Annotated in this window: 15 protein-coding genes; 6 read left to right on the top strand and 9 right to left on the bottom strand. The window is 55.8% G+C overall.

Features of this window, described 5'->3' with window-relative positions; translation table 11 throughout:
- Positions 1 to 85 precede the first annotated feature (85 nt).
- From baeR to yegD, 7 genes are all read right to left on the bottom strand, one after another.
- Entirely contained in the window at positions 86 to 808 is a 723-nt protein-coding gene (gene baeR / locus ACS603_RS00115) for an envelope stress response regulator BaeR (RefSeq protein WP_182061710.1), read from the bottom strand.
- A complete protein-coding gene (gene baeS / locus ACS603_RS00120; protein ID WP_182061709.1) occupies positions 805 to 2,208 on the bottom strand; it encodes an envelope stress sensor histidine kinase BaeS in 1,404 nt (467 codons plus the stop codon). Before baeS ends, baeR begins: the two co-directional genes overlap by 4 nt.
- Entirely contained in the window at positions 2,205 to 3,620 is a 1,416-nt protein-coding gene (gene mdtD, locus ACS603_RS00125) for an MFS transporter (RefSeq protein ID WP_182061708.1), read from the bottom strand. The genes baeS and mdtD overlap by 4 nt, the downstream gene beginning before the upstream one ends.
- Positions 3,621 to 6,698 carry a multidrug efflux RND transporter permease subunit MdtC gene (gene mdtC / locus ACS603_RS00130; RefSeq protein WP_474943548.1) on the bottom strand — a complete coding sequence of 1,026 codons (3,078 nt, stop codon included), beginning with the start codon at positions 6,696 to 6,698 and terminating at the stop codon, positions 3,621 to 3,623.
- Entirely contained in the window at positions 6,699 to 9,821 is a 3,123-nt protein-coding gene (locus ACS603_RS00135; RefSeq protein ID WP_474943549.1) for an MdtB/MuxB family multidrug efflux RND transporter permease subunit, read from the bottom strand. It lies immediately after the preceding gene.
- Complete coding sequence (locus ACS603_RS00140; RefSeq protein WP_315686143.1) at positions 9,821 to 11,068, bottom strand: MdtA/MuxA family multidrug efflux RND transporter periplasmic adaptor subunit; 1,248 nt, start codon at positions 11,066 to 11,068, stop codon at positions 9,821 to 9,823. Before ACS603_RS00140 ends, ACS603_RS00135 begins: the two co-directional genes overlap by 1 nt.
- A 189-nt stretch (positions 11,069 to 11,257) precedes the next feature.
- Entirely contained in the window at positions 11,258 to 12,610 is a 1,353-nt protein-coding gene (yegD, locus tag ACS603_RS00145) for a molecular chaperone (RefSeq protein WP_182061704.1), read from the bottom strand.
- A gap of 131 nt (positions 12,611 to 12,741) precedes the next feature.
- Here yegD and alkA point away from each other — a divergent pair, with 131 nt between their 5' ends.
- The gene (gene alkA, locus ACS603_RS00150; protein WP_474943550.1) at positions 12,742 to 13,614 is read left to right on the top strand and encodes a DNA-3-methyladenine glycosylase 2; all 873 of its coding nucleotides are present in this window, start codon (positions 12,742 to 12,744) and stop codon (positions 13,612 to 13,614) included.
- On the opposite strand, the gene ACS603_RS00155 is transcribed toward alkA, so the two are convergent.
- Positions 13,579 to 16,908 (bottom strand): diguanylate cyclase, encoded by a 3,330-nt coding sequence (locus ACS603_RS00155; protein WP_182061702.1) that lies wholly within the window; start codon positions 16,906 to 16,908, stop codon positions 13,579 to 13,581. The genes alkA and ACS603_RS00155 overlap by 36 nt on opposite strands.
- A gap of 343 nt (positions 16,909 to 17,251) precedes the next feature.
- Between ACS603_RS00155 and udk the strand changes: the two genes are divergently transcribed.
- The 3 genes from udk (at position 17,252) to asmA (ending at position 20,439) form a co-directional block, all read left to right on the top strand.
- The gene (gene udk, locus ACS603_RS00160; RefSeq protein ID WP_182061701.1) at positions 17,252 to 17,893 is read left to right on the top strand and encodes a uridine kinase; all 642 of its coding nucleotides are present in this window, start codon (positions 17,252 to 17,254) and stop codon (positions 17,891 to 17,893) included.
- Positions 17,894 to 17,984: 91 nt separating this feature from the next.
- The gene (gene dcd, locus ACS603_RS00165; RefSeq protein ID WP_182061700.1) at positions 17,985 to 18,566 is read left to right on the top strand and encodes a dCTP deaminase; all 582 of its coding nucleotides are present in this window, start codon (positions 17,985 to 17,987) and stop codon (positions 18,564 to 18,566) included.
- A 22-nt stretch (positions 18,567 to 18,588) separates the two neighbouring features.
- Positions 18,589 to 20,439, top strand: a complete 1,851-nt coding sequence (gene asmA / locus ACS603_RS00170; protein WP_474943551.1) for an outer membrane assembly protein AsmA — start codon at positions 18,589 to 18,591, stop codon at positions 20,437 to 20,439.
- A gap of 85 nt (positions 20,440 to 20,524) precedes the next feature.
- Here the strand turns inward: asmA and ACS603_RS00175 are convergent, their stop codons facing one another.
- Positions 20,525 to 22,108, bottom strand: coding sequence for a TerC family protein (locus ACS603_RS00175; protein WP_315686139.1), 1,584 nt, complete (start codon positions 22,106 to 22,108; stop codon positions 20,525 to 20,527).
- Between the two features lie 684 nt (positions 22,109 to 22,792).
- Here ACS603_RS00175 and ACS603_RS00180 point away from each other — a divergent pair.
- Together ACS603_RS00180 and wzb are read left to right on the top strand one after the other, a co-directional pair.
- Positions 22,793 to 23,932 carry a polysaccharide export protein gene (locus ACS603_RS00180; protein WP_182061693.1) on the top strand — a complete coding sequence of 380 codons (1,140 nt, stop codon included), beginning with the start codon at positions 22,793 to 22,795 and terminating at the stop codon, positions 23,930 to 23,932.
- A gap of 6 nt (positions 23,933 to 23,938) precedes the next feature.
- On the top strand, positions 23,939 to 24,382 hold the full coding sequence (wzb, locus tag ACS603_RS00185; protein ID WP_182061692.1) for a low molecular weight protein-tyrosine-phosphatase Wzb: 444 nt from the start codon (positions 23,939 to 23,941) through the stop codon (positions 24,380 to 24,382).

The following is a 24,382-nucleotide window of genomic DNA, read 5'->3' on the forward strand; positions in this document are numbered from 1 at the left end:
GTAGCGCTGCGGGGCAGGGAGGTAAAGCGATTGTGGCCGGGCGGCGGCTGCGCTTGACCCGGCCTGAAACGTCAGAGTCTGACGATCATGCAATCCTGCACGCATCCGCTTCCCAGCGATACCCTACACCATACACCGCGCGAATAAATGACTGGTCGGTGTCGAGCGCTTCCAGCTTGCGGCGCAGGTTTTTGATGTGGCTGTCGATGGTACGGTCGGTGACGACGCGGTAATCGTCATACAGATGATTCAGCAATTGCTCGCGGGAGAACACTTTTCCCGGCTCGTGAGAGAGAGTTTTCAGCAGGCGGAACTCGGCGGGGGTGAGATCCAAAAGCTTGCTGCGCCAGCTCGCCTGGAAGCGGCTTTCATCGACAATCAGCGGGCTTTCGGCATCCAGCGCCTGCAATTCGCGATGCGGCTTGCAACGGCGGAGAATGGTTTTCACGCGGGCCACCACTTCACGCGGGCTGTATGGTTTACAGATGTAATCGTCGGCACCGATTTCCAGGCCCAGCAGACGGTCGATTTCTTCGATTTTGGCGGTCACCATAACGATGGGGACGTCAGAGAAACGGCGAATTTCCCTACACAGTGTCAGACCGTCGGTGCCCGGCAGCATCAAATCCAGCAGGATCAGGTCCGGCGGCGTCTGGCGCACATAGGCCAACACCTGATCGCCATGGCTGATAAGCGATGGGGCATAACTTGCCGCACGTAAATAGTCGATCAGTAACTGCCCAAGCTTAGGCTCGTCTTCCACGATCAGAATACGTGGTGTGTTTTCGTCAATCGGTAACTCGGTCATACTTCTCTCGATATATCCCGTTCCAGCGGTAACTCTACTGTAATGCTTACCCCGCCAAAAGGCGAATGGGCGGCGCGGATTGTGCCGTTATGAGCCTCAACGATGTTGACGCAAATCGCCAGCCCAAGCCCGGAGCCACCGCTGGCGCGGTTGCGCGAACCTTCGGTACGATAAAAGCGCTCAAACAACCTTTCCAGTTGTCCATCCTGCACGCCGGGTGCCGAATCCGCAAAGGTGAGGGCAAAGCGCCCGTTTTCGCGCTTGCCGGAGATATGCAGCCCGCCACCGCTGTCGGTATAACGCAGGCTGTTTTCCAGCAGATTATTGAACAGCTGCATCAGGCGGTCGCGGTCGCCAAACACGATGGCGCTGTCCGGCAGCGAGAGGTCAATTTTCAGGTTGCGGCTGGCAAAACGTTCGCGGAAGGCGCCGCTGGCGACTTCCAGCACGTTAATCACATCGATCGGTGCTTTCTGGTAGGCCAGTGCCCCTTCATCGGACATCGAAAGCTGGTGCAGATCGTCAACCAGCTTGGTCAGTGTGCCGACTTCGGCCTGCAGAGAGGTGACAGATTCCGGAGTAAACTGCCGCACGCCGTCCTGAATGGCTTCCAGCTCCCCGCGCAGTACCGCCAGCGGCGTGCGCAGCTCGTGCGAAATATCGGCCATAAAGTCGCGGCGCATCTGCTGGTTTTTCTCAAGCGTGCTTGCCAGTTGGTTAAAGTCCTGCGCCAGTTTGCCCAGTTCGTCCTGGCTGCGGGTGTCCACGCGGGTTGAGAAATCCCCGGCCGCCAGCTTGTGCGTGCCTTCTACCAGCCGTTTCACCGGTGCAAGCAGGCCGCGTGCCAGCGGGAAGGTGGCCAGCGCGGCAAGCAGCGTCGAAAGCGCGACAATCAACCAGCTGGTCTGGCGCTGCTGTTTGTCGAAGTTGATATCCGTGTTGCGCGTCAGGCGTTCAACCGGGGAGGCGATCACCCAGCCGACCGTCGCGTTATTCACTGTGATGGCGCGCTTTGTGCCATCAGGCGGGACGGGCGCACGCGGGCCCACAAGCACACGCATGTCCTGGTCTATCACCCAAAACTGGGTACGCCAGCCGTGCGGCGGCATCCCGGGGCCGGGACGATCGTCGTCGGTATCGTGCTCAAGCGAGCGGAGGATTTGAAAAACAAAGCGGTCGTTATTACGCAGAAAACGCCAGTTGCCGTGCAGGGCATACTGTTCACCCAGCGCATCGCTCAGCCCCTGTAAACGCTGTTCGTTCCCGTGTTTGATGTAGTCAATAAAACCGCGCTCAAAGCTAACCCGCACCGCCCAGTGCATCGTGATCAGCAGAACGATACAGGTGGCAAAAATCGCCACAAACAGCTTTCCGGTGATCCCGGGGCGCCAGAATTTCATGATGCACTCCTTTTGCCACGACGGATAACAACGTTCTTACTGGTATCGTCCGGTACTCTGGCGAAGATAATCGCGGGCAGGGCGATAATTACCGCCATGCTGAGATAGGTATATAAAAACACCTGATGCGCGACCGGCGTGTCGACGCTGAGATGCTGCTGCCCGTACATGCCGAGCAGCAGGCCCGCCACGGTAACACCCACGCTCATGGAAAGCTGCATGATCATCGACAGCAGGCTGTTGCCGCTGCTGGCCAGTTCGTCCGGTAGATCTTTCAGCGTCAGGGTATTCATCGACGAGAAACGCATCGAGTTGATAATGCCCTGGCAGAACAGAACCAGCGGCAGTGCGTAGTACCAGCCCATCAGCGCTACGCCCATAAATAGCAGGCTGATGAGCGCCAGCCCCAGGGTGGCCGTGACCAGCACGCGACGGTAGCCAAAGCGGTTCACCACCTGCACCACTATGCGTTTCATCCCCATGCTACCAAGCACCATCGGGATCATCATTAAGCCCGCGTGGAACGGTGAAAAGCCCATCCCAATCTGGAGAAAAACCGGCGTCATAAACGGCAACATACCGCTGCCGATGCGCCCGGCAAAGCTGCCAAACAGCCCAAGACGGTAGGTAGCGTTTTTAAACAGCGACAGGCTGAACAGCGCCTGATCGTTACCCCGCGCATGGTACAAATACCACAGCACTGACATCACGCCGAGGGCGACAAGCATGCCCAGCGTCAGGGATGAAATCCCCAGCCCTTTTTGCCCATCGAGCGCCAGGGTCAGGGTCGCCATACCGGCGGCCAGCAAGGTAAAGCCAACGAAATCAAAGCGCCGGGTTTGCATGGTGTAGTTAGGCATCAGCACCAGCGTGGCGATAGCCCCCACGATACCCACCGGCAGATTAATCAGGAAAATCCAGTGCCAGGAGGCGTATTCCACCAGCACACCGCCCAGCGCCGGGCCGAGTAGCGGGCCGACCTGGCCGGGCAGGGTGACAAAGGTCATCGCCGCCATGTACTGTTCGCGCGGGACGATTTTCATCACCGTCAGTCGCCCGACGGGCACCATCATCGCCCCGCCAACCCCCTGAAGGACACGCGCCATCACCAGCTCATTGAGCGTGTTGGCTTGGGCGCAAAATAGCGAGCCCGCGGTAAATAGGATGATGGCGGTGAAAAAGATATTTCGGACCCCCACTTTGTCTGCCAGCCAGCCGCTTGCGGGCAGCATGACGGCAACCGTCAGCACGTAAGCGACGATCACCATATGCATGTGCAGTGGGCTTTCCCCCAGGCTTCTCGCCATAGAGGGGAGGGCGGTATTAACGATGGTCGTATCCAGCGACTGCATAAAGAAGCCGAAGGCGACAATCCATAACTGCCAGCGGACATTTTTGGGGAGTTCTGTCATTTACCCGTTTACCGTTTCTCTGTTTTTACGTGAAAAACGCACCCGCAGGCGGTCGAAGAAGAGATAGACCACGGGGGTGGTGTAGAGCGTTAACAACTGGCTCATCACCAGACCACCAACAATCGTTATCCCCAGCGGCTGACGCAGCTCTGAGCCATCGCCACCGGAAATCACCAGCGGCAGGGCGCCAAACAGCGCCGCCAGCGTGGTCATCATGATCGGGCGAAAACGCAGCTGGCAGGCCTGGAAAATGGCCTCTTCCGGGCTCAGATTGCCGTGACGCTGCGCCACCAGCGCGAAGTCGACCATCATAATGGCGTTTTTCTTTACTATGCCTATTAATAGCATGATACCGATTAGCGCGATTAGGCTGAATGGTGCACCGAACAGCTCCAGCGCCAGCAATGCCCCCACACCCGCCGAAGGCAGGGTAGAGAGGATTGTCAGCGGATGAACGTAACTTTCATACAACACCCCCAGCACGATATACACCGTGGCGATGGCCGCCAGGATCAGGATCACCTGTGAGTTCATTGTCTCCTGGAATACCTGTGCCGTTCCGGCAAAACTGCCGCGCACGGTGGACGGCACGCCAAGCTGGGTCATAGTGCGGTTGATAGCATCACTCGCCTCAGACAGCGACGAACCGGTTGGCAGGTTAAACGAAATGGTTGAGGCGGCGGAAAGCCCCTGATGGTTAACAGAAAGAGGGGCGTTTGCGGGCTGCCAGCTGGCGAAATACGAGAGCGGGATGGCCTTACCATCGCTGTTAATCACAAACATTTTGTCCAGCGCGCTGATGTCCTGGGTGTAGCGCGGATCCACTTCCATCACTACCTTATACTGGTTCATCGGCTGGTAAATGGTGGAAATCTCGCGCTGACCAAAGGCGTTGTTCAGCAGGCTGTTGGCGGCTTCTACGTTAATGCCCAGCCGCGACATGGTTTCGCGATCGTAGGCCAGATCCATCTCTGCGCCGTTGTCCTGCTGATCGGAGTTCACGTCTGCCAGTTGTGGCAGCGCCGCCAGCGCTTTACGGATCTTCGGCTCCCATTCGCGCAGGGCGGCGAGGTCGTCAGACAGCAGGGTGTACTGATAGCTGGCATTGGCCTGACGTCCGCCCACGCGGATATCCTGAACGGCCATCAAAAACAGATTGGCTCCTGGCTCTTTGGCAAGCTTCATGCGCAGGCGGTCGATAACCTGCTGCGCAGTTTCGTTGCGCACATCCCGGGGCTTGAGGGTAATAAACATCATCCCGCTGTTCACGCGTGAGCCGCCAGTAAAACCGGTGACATTATCCACGGCTTTGTCTTCGCGGATGATTTTCATAAAGTCCTGCAATTTACCGCGCATCGCCTGGAACGAGATGCTCTGGTCGGCCTGAATGCCGCCCATCAGTACCCCGGTATCCTGTTCCGGGAAGAACGTTTTCGGGATAGAAATGTACATCCAGACGTTGAGCACAATGGTGCCAATCAGCACCAGCCCGACAATCCGCGTGTGGTTCAGCACCCATTTCAGCGACTTGCCGTAGCTCTCCTGCATGGCCATCAGGACGCGGCCAAAACCTTTACGCCGTGGCTGCGAATGCGGTTTGCTGCGCTTAAGCATCCAGCCACACATCATCGGCGTTAACGTCAGCGAGATGGCCAGCGAAATACCAATGGCGACGGAGAGCGTAACGGCAAACTCCCGCAGCAGGCGGCCAGGCAGCCCGCCCATCAGCAGCAGCGGCAGGAACACTGCGACCAGTGACAGGCTCATGGAGAGCACCGTGAAGCCCACTTCGCGCGTTCCCTGAAGCGCCGCCTGGAGCGGTTTCACACCCGCTTCCAGATGGCGCGAGATATTCTCCAGCACCACAATGGCGTCATCCACAACGAAACCTGTGGCAATGGTCAGCGCCATCAGCGAAAGGTTGTTCAGGCTAAACCCGCACAGGTACATGGCGGCAAAGGTCCCAATCAACGACACCGGAACGGCCACCGCCGGGATAAGCGTTGCGCGACCTGAGCGCAGGAACAGAAACACCACCAGGATAACCAGCGCCACGGAGATAATTAACGTCTGCTCCACCTCTTCGAGCGAGGCGCGGATCGTCGGAGAGCGATCCTGGGCAATCTGCAAATCAATGGCTGCCGGAATGGTTTCCTGCAACTCCGGCAGGCGCGCACGGATGCTGTTGACCGTCTGGATGATGTTGGCTTCCGGCAGCTTGCGGATCATCAGCAAAATAGCCGGTTTGGCGTTGGTCATCCCGGCGTTACGCACATCCTGCACCGAATCGGTAACGCTTGCGACATCGCTTAAGCGTACCGCCGCACCGTTGTTGTAGTGGATGATCAGCGGTTGATATTCCGCGGCGGTTTTCAGCTCGTCGTTAGTCTGGATCTGCCAGCGATGGCTCTGGTCATCGATCGCCCCTTGCGGCTTGCGAACGTTCGCATTGCTGATGGCAGTGCGCACGTCATCCAGCGACACGCCCTGGTTGAACAGCGCCTGCGGGTTTAAACCCACGCGTACTGCGGGCAGGGAGCTGCCGCCGACGTCAACGTCACCCACGCCGTCAATCTGGGCGATGGTCTGCGCCAGTTGGGTTGAGGCAAAGTCGTAAAGTTGCCCCTGAGAGTAGGTGTCTGAGGTGAGCGTCAGGATCATGATTGGCGCGTCAGACGGGTTGGCTTTACGGTAGGTCGGACGGCTTGGCATCCCGCTTGGCAACAGGCTTTGCGCGGCGTTGATTGCGGCCTGTACGTCACGTGCGGCGCCGTTAATATCACGGTCGAAGCTGAATTCCAGAATGATACGCGTGCTGCCAAGCGAACTGCTGGAGGTCATTTCGTTCACCCCGGCAATGCGTCCCAGCGAGCGTTCCAGCGGCGTGGCCACCGAAGAGGCCATCGTTTCTGGCGAAGCGCCGGGCAGCGAGGCGCTGATCATGATCACCGGGAAATCCACCTGTGGCAGCGGTGCCACCGGCAGCAGCCGGAAGCCAAGCACGCCGCACAGAGTGATTGCGAGCGAAATTAATATCGTCGCGACCGGGCGGTAAATGAAGAGGGCGAAAAACTTCACTTACGCCTCCTCTTCACGTTTCGGGAAACGGCTTTTGGCCCAGATAGCCAGCTGGTCAAAGAGCAGGTAAATCACCGGGGTGGTAAACAGAGTCAGTACCTGGCTTACCAGCAGACCGCCGACCATGCCAATCCCCAGAGGGCGGCGCAGCTCAGCGCCCACGCCGGTACTCAGCATCAGCGGCAGGGCACCCAGTAGCGCGGCCAGCGTGGTCATCAGGATCGGGCGAAAACGCAGCAGACACGCCTGGAAGATTGCGTCCCGCGGCGACATGCCCTGTTCGCGTTCGGCGGCAAGGGCAAAGTCGATCATCATGATGGCGTTTTTCTTCACGATGCCGATAAGCAGGATGATACCGATTATCGCGATCACATCCAGTTCACTGCCTGCCAGCATCAGGGCCAGAAGGGCACCAACGCCTGCGGTCGGCAGGGTAGAGAGGATAGTTATCGGGTGAATAAAGCTTTCGTACAACACGCCGAGCACGATATACATCGCCACCACGGCGGCGACAATCAGCCAGATGGTATTCCCCAGTGCCGCCTGGAAGGCCAGCGTGCTGCCCTGGAACTGGGTCTGAATGTCTGACGGGAAGCTAAGCTCTTTTTCTGCCGCAAGAATGGCCTCTACGGCTTCACCCAGCGAGTATGCGTCCGGCACGTTGAACGAAATGGTGGTGGACGGGAACTGATCGAGATGGTTAATCGCAAGTGGGGTATAGCGCTCTTCCACGCTGGCAATGGCACTTAACGGCACAATGCCGCCATCTTTACTGGTCAGGCGCACCGTATCCAGCGCGGCAAGCCCCGGAGTGTTTTCGGTGTTGTGCTCCAGCACCACGCGATACTGGTTCGCCTGGGTATAGATAGTGGAGATCAGCCGCTGCCCGAACGCGTTGTACAGCGCGTTATCCACATCCGCCATCGTGATACCCAGACGGCTGGCGCTGTCGCGATTAACGTTCACATATGCCGCCAGCCCTTTGTCCTGCCAGTCGCTGCTGACGTCGGAAATTTGCGGCAGCGCCTTGAGTTTATTCACCAGTTGCGGCACCCATGTGCTGAGTGCATCAAGCGAAGTGGCCTGTAATGTGAACTGATACTGGGTGCGGCTCACCTGGGTATCGATGGTCAAATCCTGAATCGGTTGCAGATACAGCTCGATTCCCGGCACGCGGGCGACGGCAGTTTGCAGGCGTTCAATCACCGTTTGTACGCGGTCATCCCTGTCACTCAGCGGTTTGAGATTGATTTGCAGACGCGCGCTGTTCAGCGACGGGTTGGTTCCGTCAACGCCCACGAAAGAGGTCAGGCTTTCAACCGCCGGGTCTTTCATGATGAGCTCTGACACCTGCTGCTGGCGCTGCGCCATGCTGGCAAAGGAGACGGACTGCGGGGCCTGAAGCGTGCCCTGAATGATGCCGTTATCCTGAATCGGGAAGAATCCTTTCGGGATGAAAATCCACAGCATCACGCTCAGCGCCAGCGTACCCAACGCCACGCCAAGGGTTGCCCACGGATGATTCAGCACTTTTGCCAGCAGACGGCCGTAAGCGGCGATGATGCGTTCGAACATCCGCTCCGACGCACGCGAGAAGCGATTTTGTTTGCGCAGGGACTCAACGCTCAACATGCGGGCGCACATCATCGGTGTAAGCGTCAGGGACACTATCGCCGAGATTAAAATCGCGACCGCCAGGGTGACGGCAAATTCGCGGAACAAGCGGCCGACAATATCCCCCATAAACAGTAGCGGGATCAGTACGGCAATTAATGAGAAGGTGAGAGAAATAATGGTAAAGCCGATTTCTCCCGCCCCTTTCAGCGCGGCGGCTAACGGTTTTTCGCCTTTTTCGATGTAGCGGGAGATGTTTTCGATAACCACGATGGCGTCATCCACCACAAAACCGGTGGCGATGGTGAGCGCCATCAGTGTCAGGTTGTTGATCGAAAAATCAAGGAACACCATCACGGCAAACGTACCCACCAGCGATAACGGCACGGCGACGGCAGGGATAATGGTGGCCGGTACGTTACGCAGGAAGAGGTAGATGATCATAACTACCAGCGCAATGGCCAGCATCAGCTCAAACTGGGTGTCGGAGACGGACGCGCGAATATTGGTTGTGCGGTCGGAAAGCACTTTCACGCTGACGGACTTCGGCAGGCTTTCAATCAGTTGCGGCAGCATGGTGCGGATGCTGTCGGCGGTGTTAATGATATTGGCGCCAGGCTGGCGCTGTACGTTCATTACAATCGCCTGCTGTTTGTTGGCCCAGGCACCAAGCCAGCTATTTTCTGCGCCTTGCTCAACGGTTGCCACATCGCCCAGGCGAACGGGCGCGCCATTTTGATACGCCACAATCAGCTGGCGATATTCATCGGCAGACTGCATCTGGTCGTTCGCAGAGAGCGTGACGGCACGCGTCGGGCCATCCAGCGAGCCTTTTGCGGAATTGACGTTCGCATTGCTGATCGCCGCGCGAATGGTTTCGCTGGTTAATCCCAGAGAGGCAATGGCCTGGGCATTCAGCTTCACGCGCACAGCCGGGCGCTGCCCGCCTGCCAGTGTTACCAGACCCACCCCGGACACCTGCGAGATTTTCTGCGCTACGCGGGTTTCTACCATATCTTCCACCTGGGTCATCGGAATGGCAGATGAGGTGACCGCAAGGGTCATGATTGGCGGATCCGCCGGGTTAACCTTGCTGTAAACCGGTGGGTTGGGCAGGTCGGACGGCAGAAGGTTAGTGGCGGCGTTAATCGCGGCCTGCACTTCCTGCTCGGCAACGTCCAGCGACAGCGTCAGCTGGAACTGGAGAGTTACCACAGAAGCGCCGCCCGAGCTTTGCGAGGACATCTGTTTTAAGCCGGACATCTGGCCAAACTGACGCTCCAGCGGCGCGGTAATGGCAGAGGTCACGACATCCGGGCTGGCGCCAGGATAGAGCGTGATAACCTGAATGGTGGGGTAATCAACTTCCGGCAGCGCCGAAACGGGCAGAAAACGGTAACCAATGATCCCTGCCAGCAAAATGGCCACCATCAACAGCGTGGTGGCAACGGGGCGCAAAATGAACAGGCGTGACGGCCCACCTGTAGAGCTCGGTGGCATCACCTGCATCAGGAAGCCGCTCCCTGTTTTTTATGTTCGCGTCTGGCGGGTTGTTCCGCGGCGGTGGTGCTGTCATGCGCTTCAACCACTTCGACTTTGGCGCCTTCGGTCAGGCGGTCAATGCCGTCGGTCACCACGCGGTCGCCTGCGGAGATCCCGGCGCTGATAACCACCGTCTGGCTGTCCTGGATCCCGGTTTTCACCAGATGTTTGCTGACCTTGTTCTCACTGTTCAGCACCCAGACAAAGTTGCCTTCATTCCCCATTTGCAGTGCCGCTGCCGGAATGACTACGGCATTTTCTTCCGTGGCTACCAGCATTCGTGCATTTACAAACTGGTTCGGGAACAGGGCATCGTCCTGGTTGTTAAAGCGGGCTTTGAGCTTGATGGTGCCAGTGGTGGTATCAATCTGGTTATCAAGGCTCAGGAGAGAGCCTTGGCTCAGTTTCTGTTTGTTGGTGCGATCCCAGGCTTCGACGACCAGCCCCTGACCGGCTTTTTGCGCCTGCACAACGGTTGCGATATCGCTTTCCGGCAGGGTAAAGATCAAATCGATAGGATGGGTCTGGGTTATCACCACAATACCGGTGGTGTCGCTGCTGGAGATTTGATTTCCGATGTCGACCTGTTTCAGCCCCACGCGGCCATCAATGGGGGCGGTGATGCGACTCCAGTCGAGCTGTAACTGTGCACTGGCGACGGAAGCTTCATCAGCTTTTATCGTGCCCTGGGTTTCGCTCACCAGTGACTGCTGGGTATCAAGCTCCTGGCGTGACACCAGATTGGTTTTGACCAGCTGTTGATAGCGCGCTAAATCACGCTGCGCATTCGCGAGCGTGGCTTTATCTTTTGCGAGCTGCCCCTGAGCCTGGGCGAGGGCGACTTTGAACTGGCTCGGATCGATCTCTGCCAGTAAATCACCGGCTTTAACCTGCTGGCCTTCCTGGAAATGAATGGCCATCAACTGACCTTCGACACGGCTGCGGACGGTTACCGTGTTTGCCGCCGTAATGGTTCCCAGGCCGGAAAGATAACGAGGAACGGCTTTGTTCACTGCAGTTGCGGCTTGCACTGGCGCCAGCGCGCCGCCGCGCATCCCGTGACGGCCACCACCCACAGGGCGCTGTGGCTGGGAATTTACCCCTGCGGGTGCCGCACTGTCGGAAGATTGACTGTGCCAGTACCAGGCGGCGGCAAGGACCACCACAATGATGCCAGCGGCGATTGCCCAGCGGGATTTATGACTGCCTTTCATCGTTATACGTTCTCATCCTGAAATACTTCGGGGAATGATACTAGTTTAGTCAGGCAAGACGGCAGAAAAATGGAGGAAATATGGAAGACTGTCTGGAATTGTCTGAGAGTGGTGCTTTTACTTACCCGGCTTGCGGTTCGAGGATTTTGTAGGCCGGGTAAGGCGGAGCCGCCACCCGGCACAACGACATTAGCTAAACATCACCTGCGCCCAGCGCGCCAGACCTGCGGTAACAGAGCCAAAGTCATCACCGCCCGCAATCGGTATTCCCGGCAGTTGTTCCGCAAGCGCTTTCTTGATGAGCGGTGAGCGGGCGCTTCCTCCCGTCAGGTAAATCACGTCCGGCTTCTCTTTGCCATTTTCCAGCGCCAGCTGAACCTGCTCCAGAATGCGCTGTAGCGGCTGCGTGAGTGCCGTTTCCAGCCCTTCCTGCGTAATGGCAGTGGCAAGGTCATCGCTAATGAACGGCAAGGTCACCGCGTGCTCAGGACGGGCCGAGAGCGCAATTTTACTCTCTTCAGCGGTACGCACCACGCGGTAGCTCAGACGCTGACGCCACACTTTATACAGCAGGGCGACTTTATCTGCATCCTGGGCATCGCGTACCAGATCATTCAGGAAACGTCCGTTGGCGGTGCTGTAGAAATCACTTTGTGCCGGTACATCGTTGATGGCGATAGCGTTCCACCACGGCAGGATCGGCAGGGCGATCCCTTTTTCGGTTTGCCCACCCATGCCCAGCAGCGGCATCAGGCTTTTAAACGCCAGAGCGATATCCAGATCGTTACCGCCCACGCGGCAACCACTGTGCCCCAGCAGGCTATTTTCGCGGTCACGACGCGCGTGCCATTGCGGCCCCATCAGCAGCAGAGAGCAGTCTGTCGTCCCCCCGCCGATATCCACTACCAGAACCCGCTTTTCTTCCGTCAGTGTGGCTTCAAAATCAAGCCCTGCGGCAACCGGCTCATACTGGAACACCACATCACGGAAACCCGCGCGGTGTGCGGCACGCTCAAGAATACCCTGTGCCTGCTGGTTGGCTTCTTCGCCGCCTAATCCCTGAAAGTTAATCGGACGACCAATCACCGCCTGGGTGATGGCATCAGTAACCTGGGTCTGCGCCTGATTGCGGATGTGCAACATCATGGCGCACACCAGGTCTTCAAACATGGCCACCTGCTGCGGTTTCAGCCCGCTTGCGCCCAGGAACGACTTCGGTGATTTAACGAAGTAGACCTCTTCAGGATCCTCAACGTAGTGGCCAAGCGAAGAGAGGCCAAACTGCACGCTGGAAGGCGTGACGTCGATATCCTCTTCGCGGTTAAAACTGACCGCACGGCGCAACAACGCCTGCGATTCTGCGGCTGTGGCCGGAACCTGGTGATGACGGAACAGCCATTCGCTGACCGCTTCACGCGTGGGAGCGCAAAGCATGGACGGCAGCAATGTGCTCTCTTTTTCCATTTTCAGCAGCTGCGGTTGCCCGTTTTGCATGATGGCAACTGAACAGTTTGCCGTACCGTAGTCAAATCCAATAAACACGTAGACATCCCCATGCCAGTGAGAAGGGGCGAGACTTTAGCGAAATGTCTGGCCTGCGACAACAGGAATATGAAAGCAAGGCGAAGCAAGCGAGTTCGGTTTATGCTGTGCAGAACCTATAAGGAGTCGCGATGTACACCCTGAACTGGCAGCCCCCTTACGACTGGCAATGGATGTTTGGCTTTCTTGGCGCGCGTGCGGTCACGGGCGTTGAAACCGTCACGGATACCTTCTACGAGCGGAGTTTCGCCTGTGACGGGCATCAGGGCGTGTTTCGCGTTACTCCTGATACCGACACCTGTACCCTGAAGGTTACTCTAAGCCCGGGGCTGGTTCCTGTGGCGTCGGCCTGCCTGGCGCGGATTGAACGTCTGTTCGATCTTGCCTGCGAACCGCAACGCGTCCTCGCAACGCTCGGTGAGCTTGGCGCAGCCCAGCCAGGGCTTCGCTTGCCGGGCTCGATGGATGCCTGGGAGCAGGGCGTAAGGGCGATTCTGGGGCAACTGGTGAGCGTGGCGATGGCGGCGAAACTGGCCGCGCGCGTGGTGGCACTGTGTGGTGCACCGGTGAAAGATTTCCCTGACTACCTTTGCTTTCCCTCCCCTGATGCGCTGGCAGCCGCCGATCCGCTGGCGCTGAAGGCGCTTGGGATGCCCGTTAAGCGGGCTGAGTCGCTGATTCATCTGGCGCAATCTGTGGTCAACGGGACATTCCCGCTCACGCCGCCGGATGATATCGAGGCGGGAATGAAAGCGTTACAGCAGCGTCCCGGGATTGGCCGCTGGACGGCCAACTATCTTGCGCTGCGCGGATGGCAGGCAAAAGATGTGTTCCTGCCGGATGATTATCTGATTAAGCAGCGTTTTGCCGGGATGACACCGGCGCAAATCCGGCGCTATGCCGAGCGCTGGCAGCCGTGGCGCTCCTATGCGTTACTGCACATCTGGTACACCGACGGCTGGACGCCGTTAGTTGATGGCGAAGTAACTGGTGTTCAGCAGTAACTCCAGCGGCTGCGGTTCGGCGATGGTGTCGCCATAGATAAAGTCGATGCCAATGCCGGATAAGGTGTCCATCATCATCGGCTGATTGCTTGGGCCGGCAATGGTTTTCATGCCCAGGCGCTGCGCGTGGCCCTGGATAATGGTCACCATCATCTCATCCATCAGATTACCGTGAACGTTGGTCACCACTTCGGCATCCAGCATCAGGTAATCGGCCATATTGATGCTCAGCTGGTTAAACACATCCATATTGCGCCCCACCTGGCTTAACACCACACGACAGCCAACGTGACGGAGTTTTTGCAGCCCATTCTGCACGTTTGGATCCGGGTTGTTCAGAACGTCAATGGTGATAATCAGATGCAGCAGACGCCCCGGGAACGGGCCTTTCTCCAGCAGTTCGAGCAGTTCGTCTACCAGCGTGACGCTGGCTAAACCCGCCTCTGAAAGCGGCAGGGCAACGCCCATTCCTTTGCTGGCAACCTGTGCCGCATAGGTACGGAAAAACTCACTGAAAATACGTCTGTCGAGGGCATGCAGCAGTTCAGGTTCGGCCAGCCCGGCACGGAATGCATGTTCTTCCTGCACTTCGCCCTGGCTGGTCCACAGGCGCAGTGAAATCAGCCAGAAATTACTGCTTTCCGGGATGCGCGGCGAGGCCACGCTGCGGGCAATCATCATCAGGTGGTTGTCTTTGATCATGTGCCACTGCTCATCGAGCGACATCATGCCACGCGTGGTGTGAACACGTTCCTGCTGAGGCTCGTAGACCGTAACTACACCACGACCGTTATTCTTGGAGGCGTAACAGGCGATATCCGCCTGGGACATCACTTCCGCTGCCTGGTAGTTATTTTCGTCAATCAGGGTGATGCCCGCACTGGCGCCGATACGATGCAGGCGACCTTCCCACATAAAGTGATAGTCATTGATGGCGTGGATCAAACGCCCCGCAATATAGCGTGCGCTTTCGATATTACAGTCAGGCAGCAGCAGACCAAACTCATCGCCGCCCAGACGCGCCAGAACATCGCTTGAACGGAGCATGGTCAGCATTAATGATGAAAGCTCACGCAGCAGGGCATCGCCCGCCGCATGGCCTGCCGTATCGTTGACGGCTTTGAAGCGGTCAAGATCGATAAAGACCAGCGCATGACGCTGGCGAGTTTCCTGAACCGTCTGCAACAGTCGCTTGAGATGGCTTTCAAAGCTCACGCGGTTTGCCAGGTGGGTGAGGGCATCGTGAGAAGCGCTATAACTCAACTGGCGCAGCATTTTGCGTGATTCGGTGACGTCCTGGATAACCAGCACCGAGCCGATATTTTGCCCATCCAGCGTACTGAGCGGCGTAATGCTGTAATGAATGTCAAAACTCCCGCCGCTGCGGCAGTTCAGCACCACATCCTGTTCGATATCGGAGCGAGACATATCACCGCTGTGGATGTTTTCCATCAACGGGCCGTTCTCACCAAAGGTAATATGCAGAACTTTCAGGATAGGCTGACCAATGGCTTCAACCTGAGTCCAGCCGCTCATCTTCTCGGCGACAGGGTTCATAAAGGTGACGTTCATGTCGACATCGGTACAAAGTACTGCTTCGCCGATGGAATCAAGGGTAATGTGCAGCCGCTCTTTTTCCTGGAATAACGCCTCGTTAAGCTGTTTAACTTCGGTCATATCCATGTTGATGCCAAGCAGACGCTCAACTTCCCCCTGTTTATTCAGCACCCGGTTGGCGAGAGAGCGGATGTGGCGCACACCTTCTTTCACCCGGATACGGAATTCCAGCTTAAACGGCAGCCTTGCCATCAGCGAATCGCGGATCACCTGTTCAGCATAGGGACGGTCTTCCGGCACCATCGATTCATGCCAGATTTGCCACGTAGGTTTGATATGCGGCGGGATTTCATACAGCTCGAACATTTTTTTGTCCCAGCTGATGATGTCAGGTTCAAGATCCCATTCCCAGATACCAATACCACCCGCTTCATTGGCGAGCGTAATACGCTCCATCAGACGTTTATTTACCCATTCCGTCTGTTTCAGGTCGTTAATGTCTTCAATCTGGGCAATAAAGTAGAGGGGAGTGCCATCCGCATGGCGCACAACCGAGACGGCGAGCAACGCCCAGACCACTTCCCCGTGACGGGTGTAGTAGCGTTTTTCCAGTGAATAGGTGTTGATGTCCCCGTTGATCAACTGTTCCAGCTGTTCGAGGTCGGAGTTTAAATCGTCGGGCCAGGTCAGTTGCTGGAAGGTGAGCGACTGCAGCTCGGTCTGGGTATATCCCAAAAAATTACACAATGCTTTGTTGGCCTGGAGCCACTGGCCTTCAATACCGACTAATGCCATACCGATGGCGGAATATTCCATCGCGTTGCGAAAACGCTCTTCGCTTTCGGTGATGTGCTTACGTTCCGCCCGAAACGCATACATCACCATGGTCATCACGTTGGCTGGCAGCAGCATCATCAGGAACGGTAGCCACGGCGCGTTGACCATTGCGCTGGCATTTTGGGTGGCCATTGGTGCGGGGTTTTGCGCAATCATCAGCGACACCATCATCACGGTGACCAAAAATACCAGGAACGCTTCCAGACGCGGCAGGCGTACTGCGCTCCACATCAGCAGGACAATGACACAGGTGAACGGCCACGGAAGCCAGGTGATAGCAAGCCAGCTCAGGACCAGCGTAATCGCCATAGTCACGAGCGTTTCCAGCAGCAGTCGCGGGTTACGGTGGCGCAGCAGATAGTGCGGTTTAAACAGTAACCCTAGTGGCACCAGTGCTAGTGCGCCGATGGCCTCTGATAATACCCAGACCAGAAAGTTACGCAGCGGCTCCGGGCTCGGAACGATGAGGTAAACCAACACGCCACCTACCAGTGGCGGTATCAGGGCGCTGCCGATGGCCAGACGGATCCAGTCATTCAGGTTTTGCAGCGGGTTGTACCAGGGCAGAAGTTTACGTAGCAGTAATGCGCCGATACAGGCTTCGATAACGTTAATGACCGTGTAGGCGAGGCTGATTTCGCCCCATGAGAGGATCATCCAGGAGGCGAAAACATTGCCAAAGGAGCAGGCCAGCGCAATGCCGGGCCACATTTTCCCCGCGTGACGGTAAAATGCGACCATCATAATTGACGTCGGGAACCATAATGGCGCCAGCAGCGTTCCAAAACGGGTCAGTTCAAGCGAGAACAACGTAAAGATAAAGGTGACCAGGCCCAGAAAGACAAGTCGCAGTAAAGGATGTGGGGTGGTAACCAAAACCCGCTGGTATTGTTTATTCATTACCGCTTTATCCAGGGACGCGAGGCCGTCCGGAAACAGGTCCAGACGAATGAATTTATGAATTTCGTTTATGCTAGTACAAACAATTTACAATTCATATGGCGACTGCTCATAATTTGACATCATAGACTTATTAAATAGTTACTCTGCAAAAAAATCTTGTTAAACGACGAAAAAATGGTCATTTAAATTTCGTTAAGGGAGTGAAAAGTCACTTTTGAGGCTGTCTCGCATAACCTGTGTATTCGACTGGTATCACGCCCACGAAATCCCTATAATTGCCGCGTTTGACGCTCCGGCGTCGTCCTTCCTTAACATCCAGGTTAATCAGGTCGCTAAATTTATGACTGATAAGTCTCATCAGTGCGTCATTATCGGCATCGCCGGCGCATCGGCTTCAGGTAAAAGTCTTATTGCCAGTACGCTTTATCGCGAACTGCGAGATCAAGTTGGTGATGAGCACATCGGTGTCATTCCCGAAGATAGCTATTATAAAGATCAATCGCATCTCTCGATGGAAGAGCGCGTTAAAACCAACTATGACCATCCGAATGCAATGGATCACAGCCTGCTGTTCCAGCATTTAGAAGCGCTTAAAAGCGGCCAGGCGATCGAACTGCCTGTTTACAGCTATGTTGAGCATACCCGTACCAAAGAAACGGTACGTATTGAACCGAAAAAGGTCATTATCCTTGAGGGCATTCTGTTACTGACGGATGCTCGCCTGCGTGAATCAATGAACTTCTCTATCTTTGTTGATACCCCGCTGGATATCTGCCTGATGCGTCGTATCAAGCGTGACGTTAACGAACGTGGCCGTTCGATGGATTCCGTTATGGCGCAATACCAGAAAACCGTCCGTCCGATGTTCCTGCAATTTATCGAACCGTCCAAGCAATACGCCGATATCATCGTGCCTCGCGGCGGTAAAAACCGTATCGCCATTGATATCTTAAAAGCGAAAATCAGCCAGTTTTTTGAATAAACCGCGCGAATTGTGTACCGTTCAGAGATAACCTGGTTTGCCCTGAAGCCTGACAGGCTTCAGGCATTGATGCACGAAAGGAGAAAGTGCCATGCGTCTTTGTGACCAAGATATAGAAGCCTGGCTGGATGAAGGCCGCCTGTCTATTACTCCTCGTCCACCTGTGGAGCGAATCAACGGTGTGACCGTTGATGTGCGTCTGGGGAATAAATTCCGTACGTTCAGTGGTCATACTGCGCCATTTATCGACCTCAGCGGGCCGAAAGATGAAGTCAGCGCTGCGCTTGACCGCGTAATGAGTGATGAAATCGTACTTGAAGAAGGTGACGCGTTTTACCTTCATCCGGGCGAACTCGCCCTGGCAGTCACCTTTGAGTCCGTCACGCTTCCGGCTGACCTGGTTGGCTGGCTGGATGGCCGTTCCTCTCTGGCGCGTCTGGGGCTGATGGTACACGTGACCGCACACCGTATCGATCCGGGCTGGTCTGGTCGTATTGTGCTGGAGTTTTTCAATGCCGGTAAACTGCCGCTGGCACTGCGTCCTGGTATGATGATTGGGGCGCTGAGCTTCGAGCCGCTGTCCGGCCCGGCAGCGCGTCCTTACAATCGCCGTCAGGATGCTAAATACCGCGATCAGCAGGGTGCCGTCGCCAGCCGTATCGATAAAGACTGATTGTTAGTCCACTGAGGATGCCATGAGAAGAGTTCTGACAACGCTGATGATTTTGCTGGTGGTGCTGGTAGCTGGCCTTTCGGCGTTGGTTCTGCTGGTTAACCCAAATGATTTTCGCGCCTACATGGTGCGTCAGGTCGAGGTGCGCAGCGGATATCAACTGAAGCTTGATGGGCCGCTGCGCTGGCACGTCTGGCCGCAGCTCAGCATCCTCTCTGGTCGCATGTCGTTAACGGCGCCTGGGGCGTCAGCGCCGCTGGTGTCGGCAGATAACATGCGTCTTGATGTCGCTCTGATCCCGCTCTTTTCGCATCAGCTCCAGGTCAACCAGGTGATGCTCAAAGGTGCGGTGATCCAGCTTACACCGCAAACCGAAGCGGTCCGTACATCCGATGCGCCGGTTGCGCCGCGTGAAAATACCTTACCGGATGCGCCGTCTGATACTGGCTGGTCGTTCGATATTGGCAGTCTGAAAGTGGCCGACAGCGTCCTCGTGTTTCAGCATGAAGATGATGAACAGGTCACCGTGCGCAATATCAGCCTGAAGATGGAGCAGGATGCAAACCACCAGGCAGCCATTGAATTCTCCGGGCGTGTCAATCGCGATCAGCGGGATCTGACGGTGTCTCTGGACGCAAACGTCAACGCCGCAGATTATCCGCATCAGCTGACGGCGGATATCCAGCAGCTTAACTGGCAGCTCACGGGCGCAGACCTGCCGACACAAGGTATTACCGGGCAGGGCACATTACAGGCGGTCTGGCGTGAAGAGCTTAAACAGCTTGAGCTGGATAATCTTAATTTGCAGGCCAATGACAGCAACCTGAAAGGGCAGGCGAGCGTCACGCTTGCTGAAAAACCGAAGTGGGTGTTCAACCTGCAATTCGATAAGCTCAATCTGGAAAATCTGCTCGCGGCCCCTTCGCCGGATGCCGCCAGCGCTGATGCACCGCAGAACGGTCAGAGCCAGGTGAAGCAGCCGCGTCCTGTTATCTCGTCGAATCTTGACCAGCCCGATTACAACGGGTTGCGTGGCTTTACCGCCGATGTCTTGCTCAAGGCTAACAGCGTGCGCTGGCGTGGTATCGACTTCACTGACGTCAGCAGCCAGATGTTCAACCATAATGGCCTGCTGGTTATCTCTGAACTCAGTGGCAAAATGGGCGCAGGGCACCTTTCATTACCCGGCACTCTGGACGTACGCAACGACAACCCGACGGCAGAATTCCAGCCGCGTCTCGAAAATGTTGAGATTGGCACCATCCTTAAAGCCTTCAATTACCCGATCTCACTGACCGGACAGATGACGCTGGCGGGGGATTTCTCCGGCACCAGGATTGATGCTGATGCTTTCCGCCGCGAATGGCAGGGGCAGGCGCATCTTGACCTGAAAGACACCCGCATGGAAGGGCTGAACTTCCAGCAACTGGTGCAGCAGGCGGTTGAACGCAGCAGTGATGTGAAAGCTAAAGAGAACTACGACAGCGCAACGCGTCTTGACGCATTTACCACGGACCTGACGCTGGACAACGGACAGCTTTCGCTGGATAGCATGGAAGGGACATCATCCTTACTGTCTTTGACCGGTGCCGGTACGCTCGACCTGGTGAAAGAGACGGCGGATACGCGTTTTAAAGTGCGTGTGTTATCCGGCTGGGAAGGCGAAAGCAAGCTGATCGACTTCCTGAAAGAAACGCCGATCCCGCTGAACGTGTACGGTAAATGGCAGGCGCTGAACTACAGCCTTCAGGTGGATCAAGTGCTACGTAAGCATTTGCAGGATGAAGCGAAGCGTCGACTGAACGACTGGGCGGATCGTAATAAGGATTCGCAAAGCGGGAAGGACGTGAAGAAGCTGTTAGATAAGCTTTGATGTCTGTTGTGCCGGGTGGCCTGTGCGGCCCCGGCCCAGAGGGCGCAAACTCTAAAAACGGCAACGGGGTTGCCGTTTTTTTTACCTACACCTCAAAATCCAGTTCGTCCTCACTGCGCAGCGGTATCAGCTGCACTTTCTGCACGCGATGGCTCTCAACCTGTAGCGTTTTAATCAGGTAATCACCCACCTGCACCGCTTCGCCTGGCTGCGGAATACGTTGCAGATACTCCATCAGCAGGCCCGCGATGGTGTGGTATTCGCGCTTTTCATCCAGCGGCAACGGAACATACTGTACCAGGTCTTCCAGCGGCATATGGCCGTTGGCCGTCCAGGAGCCGTCCGGGTTTTTCTGAATATCATGGCGGGCGTCAATTTCATCAACCTCATTCGGCAGATTACCGGCGATGGTTTCCATCACGTCACTGAGGGTGACCAGCCCTTCAACCGAGCCAAACTCATCCACCACAAAGGCAAAGTGAGTGCGGGCATTACGGAACTGCTCCAGTGCAGAGAGCAACTGCAACGTCTCCGGGAACACCAGCGGCTGGCGCACCAGGGCGCGTAAATCGAGCGTCTCACCGCGCAGCTGTTGCTGGAGAAGGTCGATAACGTGCACCACGCCAAGTAAGTCTTCTTCCTCTTCACCCCCCGTGACCACTACACGGGTATGCTGGTTTTTGTCCAGCAGGGCGCGAATCTGGTCCTCTGGTGCCGTCAGGTCGATATGCTCGATATCATGGCGGGAGGTCATGATACTGCTGACCGATCGCTGATTGAGGTTGAGCACGCGCTCAATCATCAGCCGCTCCTGCGGATTAAAAATCTGGTTATCGTTGTGGTCGGCAAGCAGAGAAGCGGACTCCGCATCAAGCTCGGCATCCTCTTTTTGCCCGCTGAGCAGGCGCATAACCGTGTCGGCGGTGCGCTGGCGCAGGGTCTGGTTGGCAGACAGAAAGCGACGACGGTTGAAAATGGCCAGCTGGTTAAGTGACTCGATGATCACCGAGAAGCCGATTGCGGCGTACAGGTATCCTTTCGGAATGTGGAACCCAAAACCGTCGGCGACCAGGCTAAAACCAATCATCAGCAGGAAGCTGAGACACAGGATAACAATTGTCGGATGGCTGTTCACAAACCGTGTGAGCGCTTTGCTTGCCATCACCATCAGGGTAATAGCAATAATCACCGCTGCCATCATCACGGCCAGATGGTCCACCATGCCAACCGCGGTAATCACGGAGTCCAGCGAGAAGACCGCATCCAGCACCACGATTTGCGTCACGACGGGCCAGAACTTTGCGCCCCGGCGCTGGGTCGGGTTTTCGCTGTCTTTGCCTTCGAGCCGTTCGTTGAGTTCGACCGTTGCCTTAAACAGCAGGAACAACCCACCGAACAGCATGATCAGATCGCGGGCGCTGAAACTCAGGCCGTGAAAGGCGATCAGCGGTTTCGTGAGCGTCACCAGCCAGGAGATAGAGGCCAGCAGCAGTAAACGCATCACCATCGCCAGCAGTAAGCCCGTTACGCGCGCGCGGTCGCGCTGTGAAGGGGGCAGTTTTTCGGCGAGGATGGCGATAAAGACCAGATTATCAATCCCGAGCACTAATTCGATGACCACCAGAGTGACCAGCCCGGCCCAGATTGATGGATCGGCAATCCATTCCATAGTAATAGCAATACCTTCTGTTATATGACCAATGTCACACTTCGATCATGGATAAAGCTGGGCTAAATTGCAATGACGGCCTGGGATTTATCTCAATAGTCGGCTGAATGCTGCGCGGGAAAATAGCCTTATTATTTTCATGTTAAATATCGTTTTATCTGATAATGAATAAAAATAAGAAATATCGCAGGGAGTGGTTTTTAATTTAATTATGTCAATATAAAGAAAATCCTAAAAGGTGAAAAATTTGCTCTTAATATTATTCTTAAAAAACCATTTCCGGGCGGTTGTTACCTTGCCTGCTATTACGTTAGCTGCAACAATTCCTCCAGTATCAAATTTCTCGTTGCTATTACCATGCTTACGGAATGGTGAGAGATTCATTATCAAAGCGGCCTTAATTGCGCCTGATATATTTTCATCTCAACCGAATCAAAGAGGGTTTTTATCCATAACATATTGTTTAGACAGTACATTGGTAACTGAAAGCCAAGGGCGGTAGCGTGCCTGAAAGCGTGTGAATCGGCCCCGATTATTCTGTCAATAGCCAATGGATGAATAAGCTTTTTTTAGGACTGATGCCAGTTATATTTCTATTTTATTAACTGCATTCTGAGTGTCGTTTCAATCCGCGCTTATTTAAATTGCACAGGATAATTACTCTGCCAAAGTGATAAATAATCAATGATGAAATCCAAAATGAAATTGATGCCATTATTGGTGTCTGTGACCTTGATGAGTGGTTGTACGGTTTTTCCCGGCAGCAATATGTCAACCATGGGAAAGGATGTGATCAAACAGCAGGATGCTGATTTCGACCTCGACAGGATGGTGAATGTTTATCCACTGACACCGCGTCTGGTGGAACAATTACGTCCACGGCCAAACGTGGCCCAGCCAAATACATCGCTGGACCAGGAGATTGCCGCCTACCAGTACCGTGTCGGGCCAGGGGATGTGATTAACGTGACCGTCTGGGATCACCCGGAGCTGACCACGCCAGCAGGCCAGTACCGCAGCTCCAGCGATACCGGAAACTGGGTGCAGCCGGACGGGACCATGTTCTATCCCTACATCGGTAAAGTCCACGTGGTGGGCAAAACCCTTGCCGAAATTCGTAGTGATATTACCGGCCGCTTAGCGCAGTACATCGCTGACCCGCAGGTGGACGTTAATATCGCCGCATTCCGCTCGCAAAAGGCCTATGTCTCCGGGCAGGTGAATAAATCGGGTCAGCAGGCCATCAGCAACGTGCCGCTGACGGTGCTGGATGCTGTCAACGCCGCAGGCGGCCTGACCGATGCGGCAGACTGGCGCAATGTGGTGCTGACTCACAATGGCCAGGAGCAGCGCATTTCCCTTCAGGCGCTGATGCAAAACGGCGACCTGAGCCAGAACCGTCTGCTCTATCCGGGTGACATTCTGTACGTTCCGCGCAATGACGATCTGAAAGTGTTCGTGATGGGCGAAGTGAAAAAACAGAGCACGCTCAAAATGGACTTCAGCGGCATGACCCTGACCGAAGCGCTGGGGAATGCAGAAGGCATCGATCTTACCTCGTCTAACGCCAGCGGTATTTTCGTCATCCGTCCGCTGAAAGGTGAGGGCAGTGCGAAAGGTAAGATTGCCAACATTTACCAGCTGGATATGTCCGACGCGACCTCCCTGGTGATGGCAACCGAATTCCGCCTCCAGCCGTACGATGTGGTGTATGTCACGACCGCACCGGTTGCCCGCTGGAACCGCCTGATCAACCAGTTGCTGCCAACCATCAGTGGCGTTCGCTACATGACGGATACGGCGCGCGACATCCATACCTGGTAATCCGCGATGTTTAACAAAATTCTGGTGGTGTGCGTGGGGAACATTTGCCGTTCCCCAACGGCCGAGCGGTTGTTGAAAAACTATCAACCCGCTCTCACGGTCGACTCAGCGGGGCTTGGGGCGCTGGTGGGTAAAGGTGCCGACGAGCGTGCAGCGAACGTGGCGTTGGATCATAACCTCTCTTTAGACGGGCACTGCGCCCGTCAGGTCTCCGGGCGCATGTGCCGTGAATATGACCTGATCCTGACGATGGAAAAACGCCACATTCATGCCCTGTGTGAAATCGCACCTGAAATGCGAGGCAAAGTGATGCTCTTTGGTCACTGGGACAATGAACGCGAAATTCCCGATCCGTATCGCAAGAGCCGAGAGGCATTTGAGGCGGTTTATACCTTACTTGACCAGTCTGCCCGTCAGTGGGCGCAGGCACTGAAAGCTCAGCAGGGATAA

Source organism: Enterobacter sp. Li2LvB3 (genome assembly GCF_056156645.1).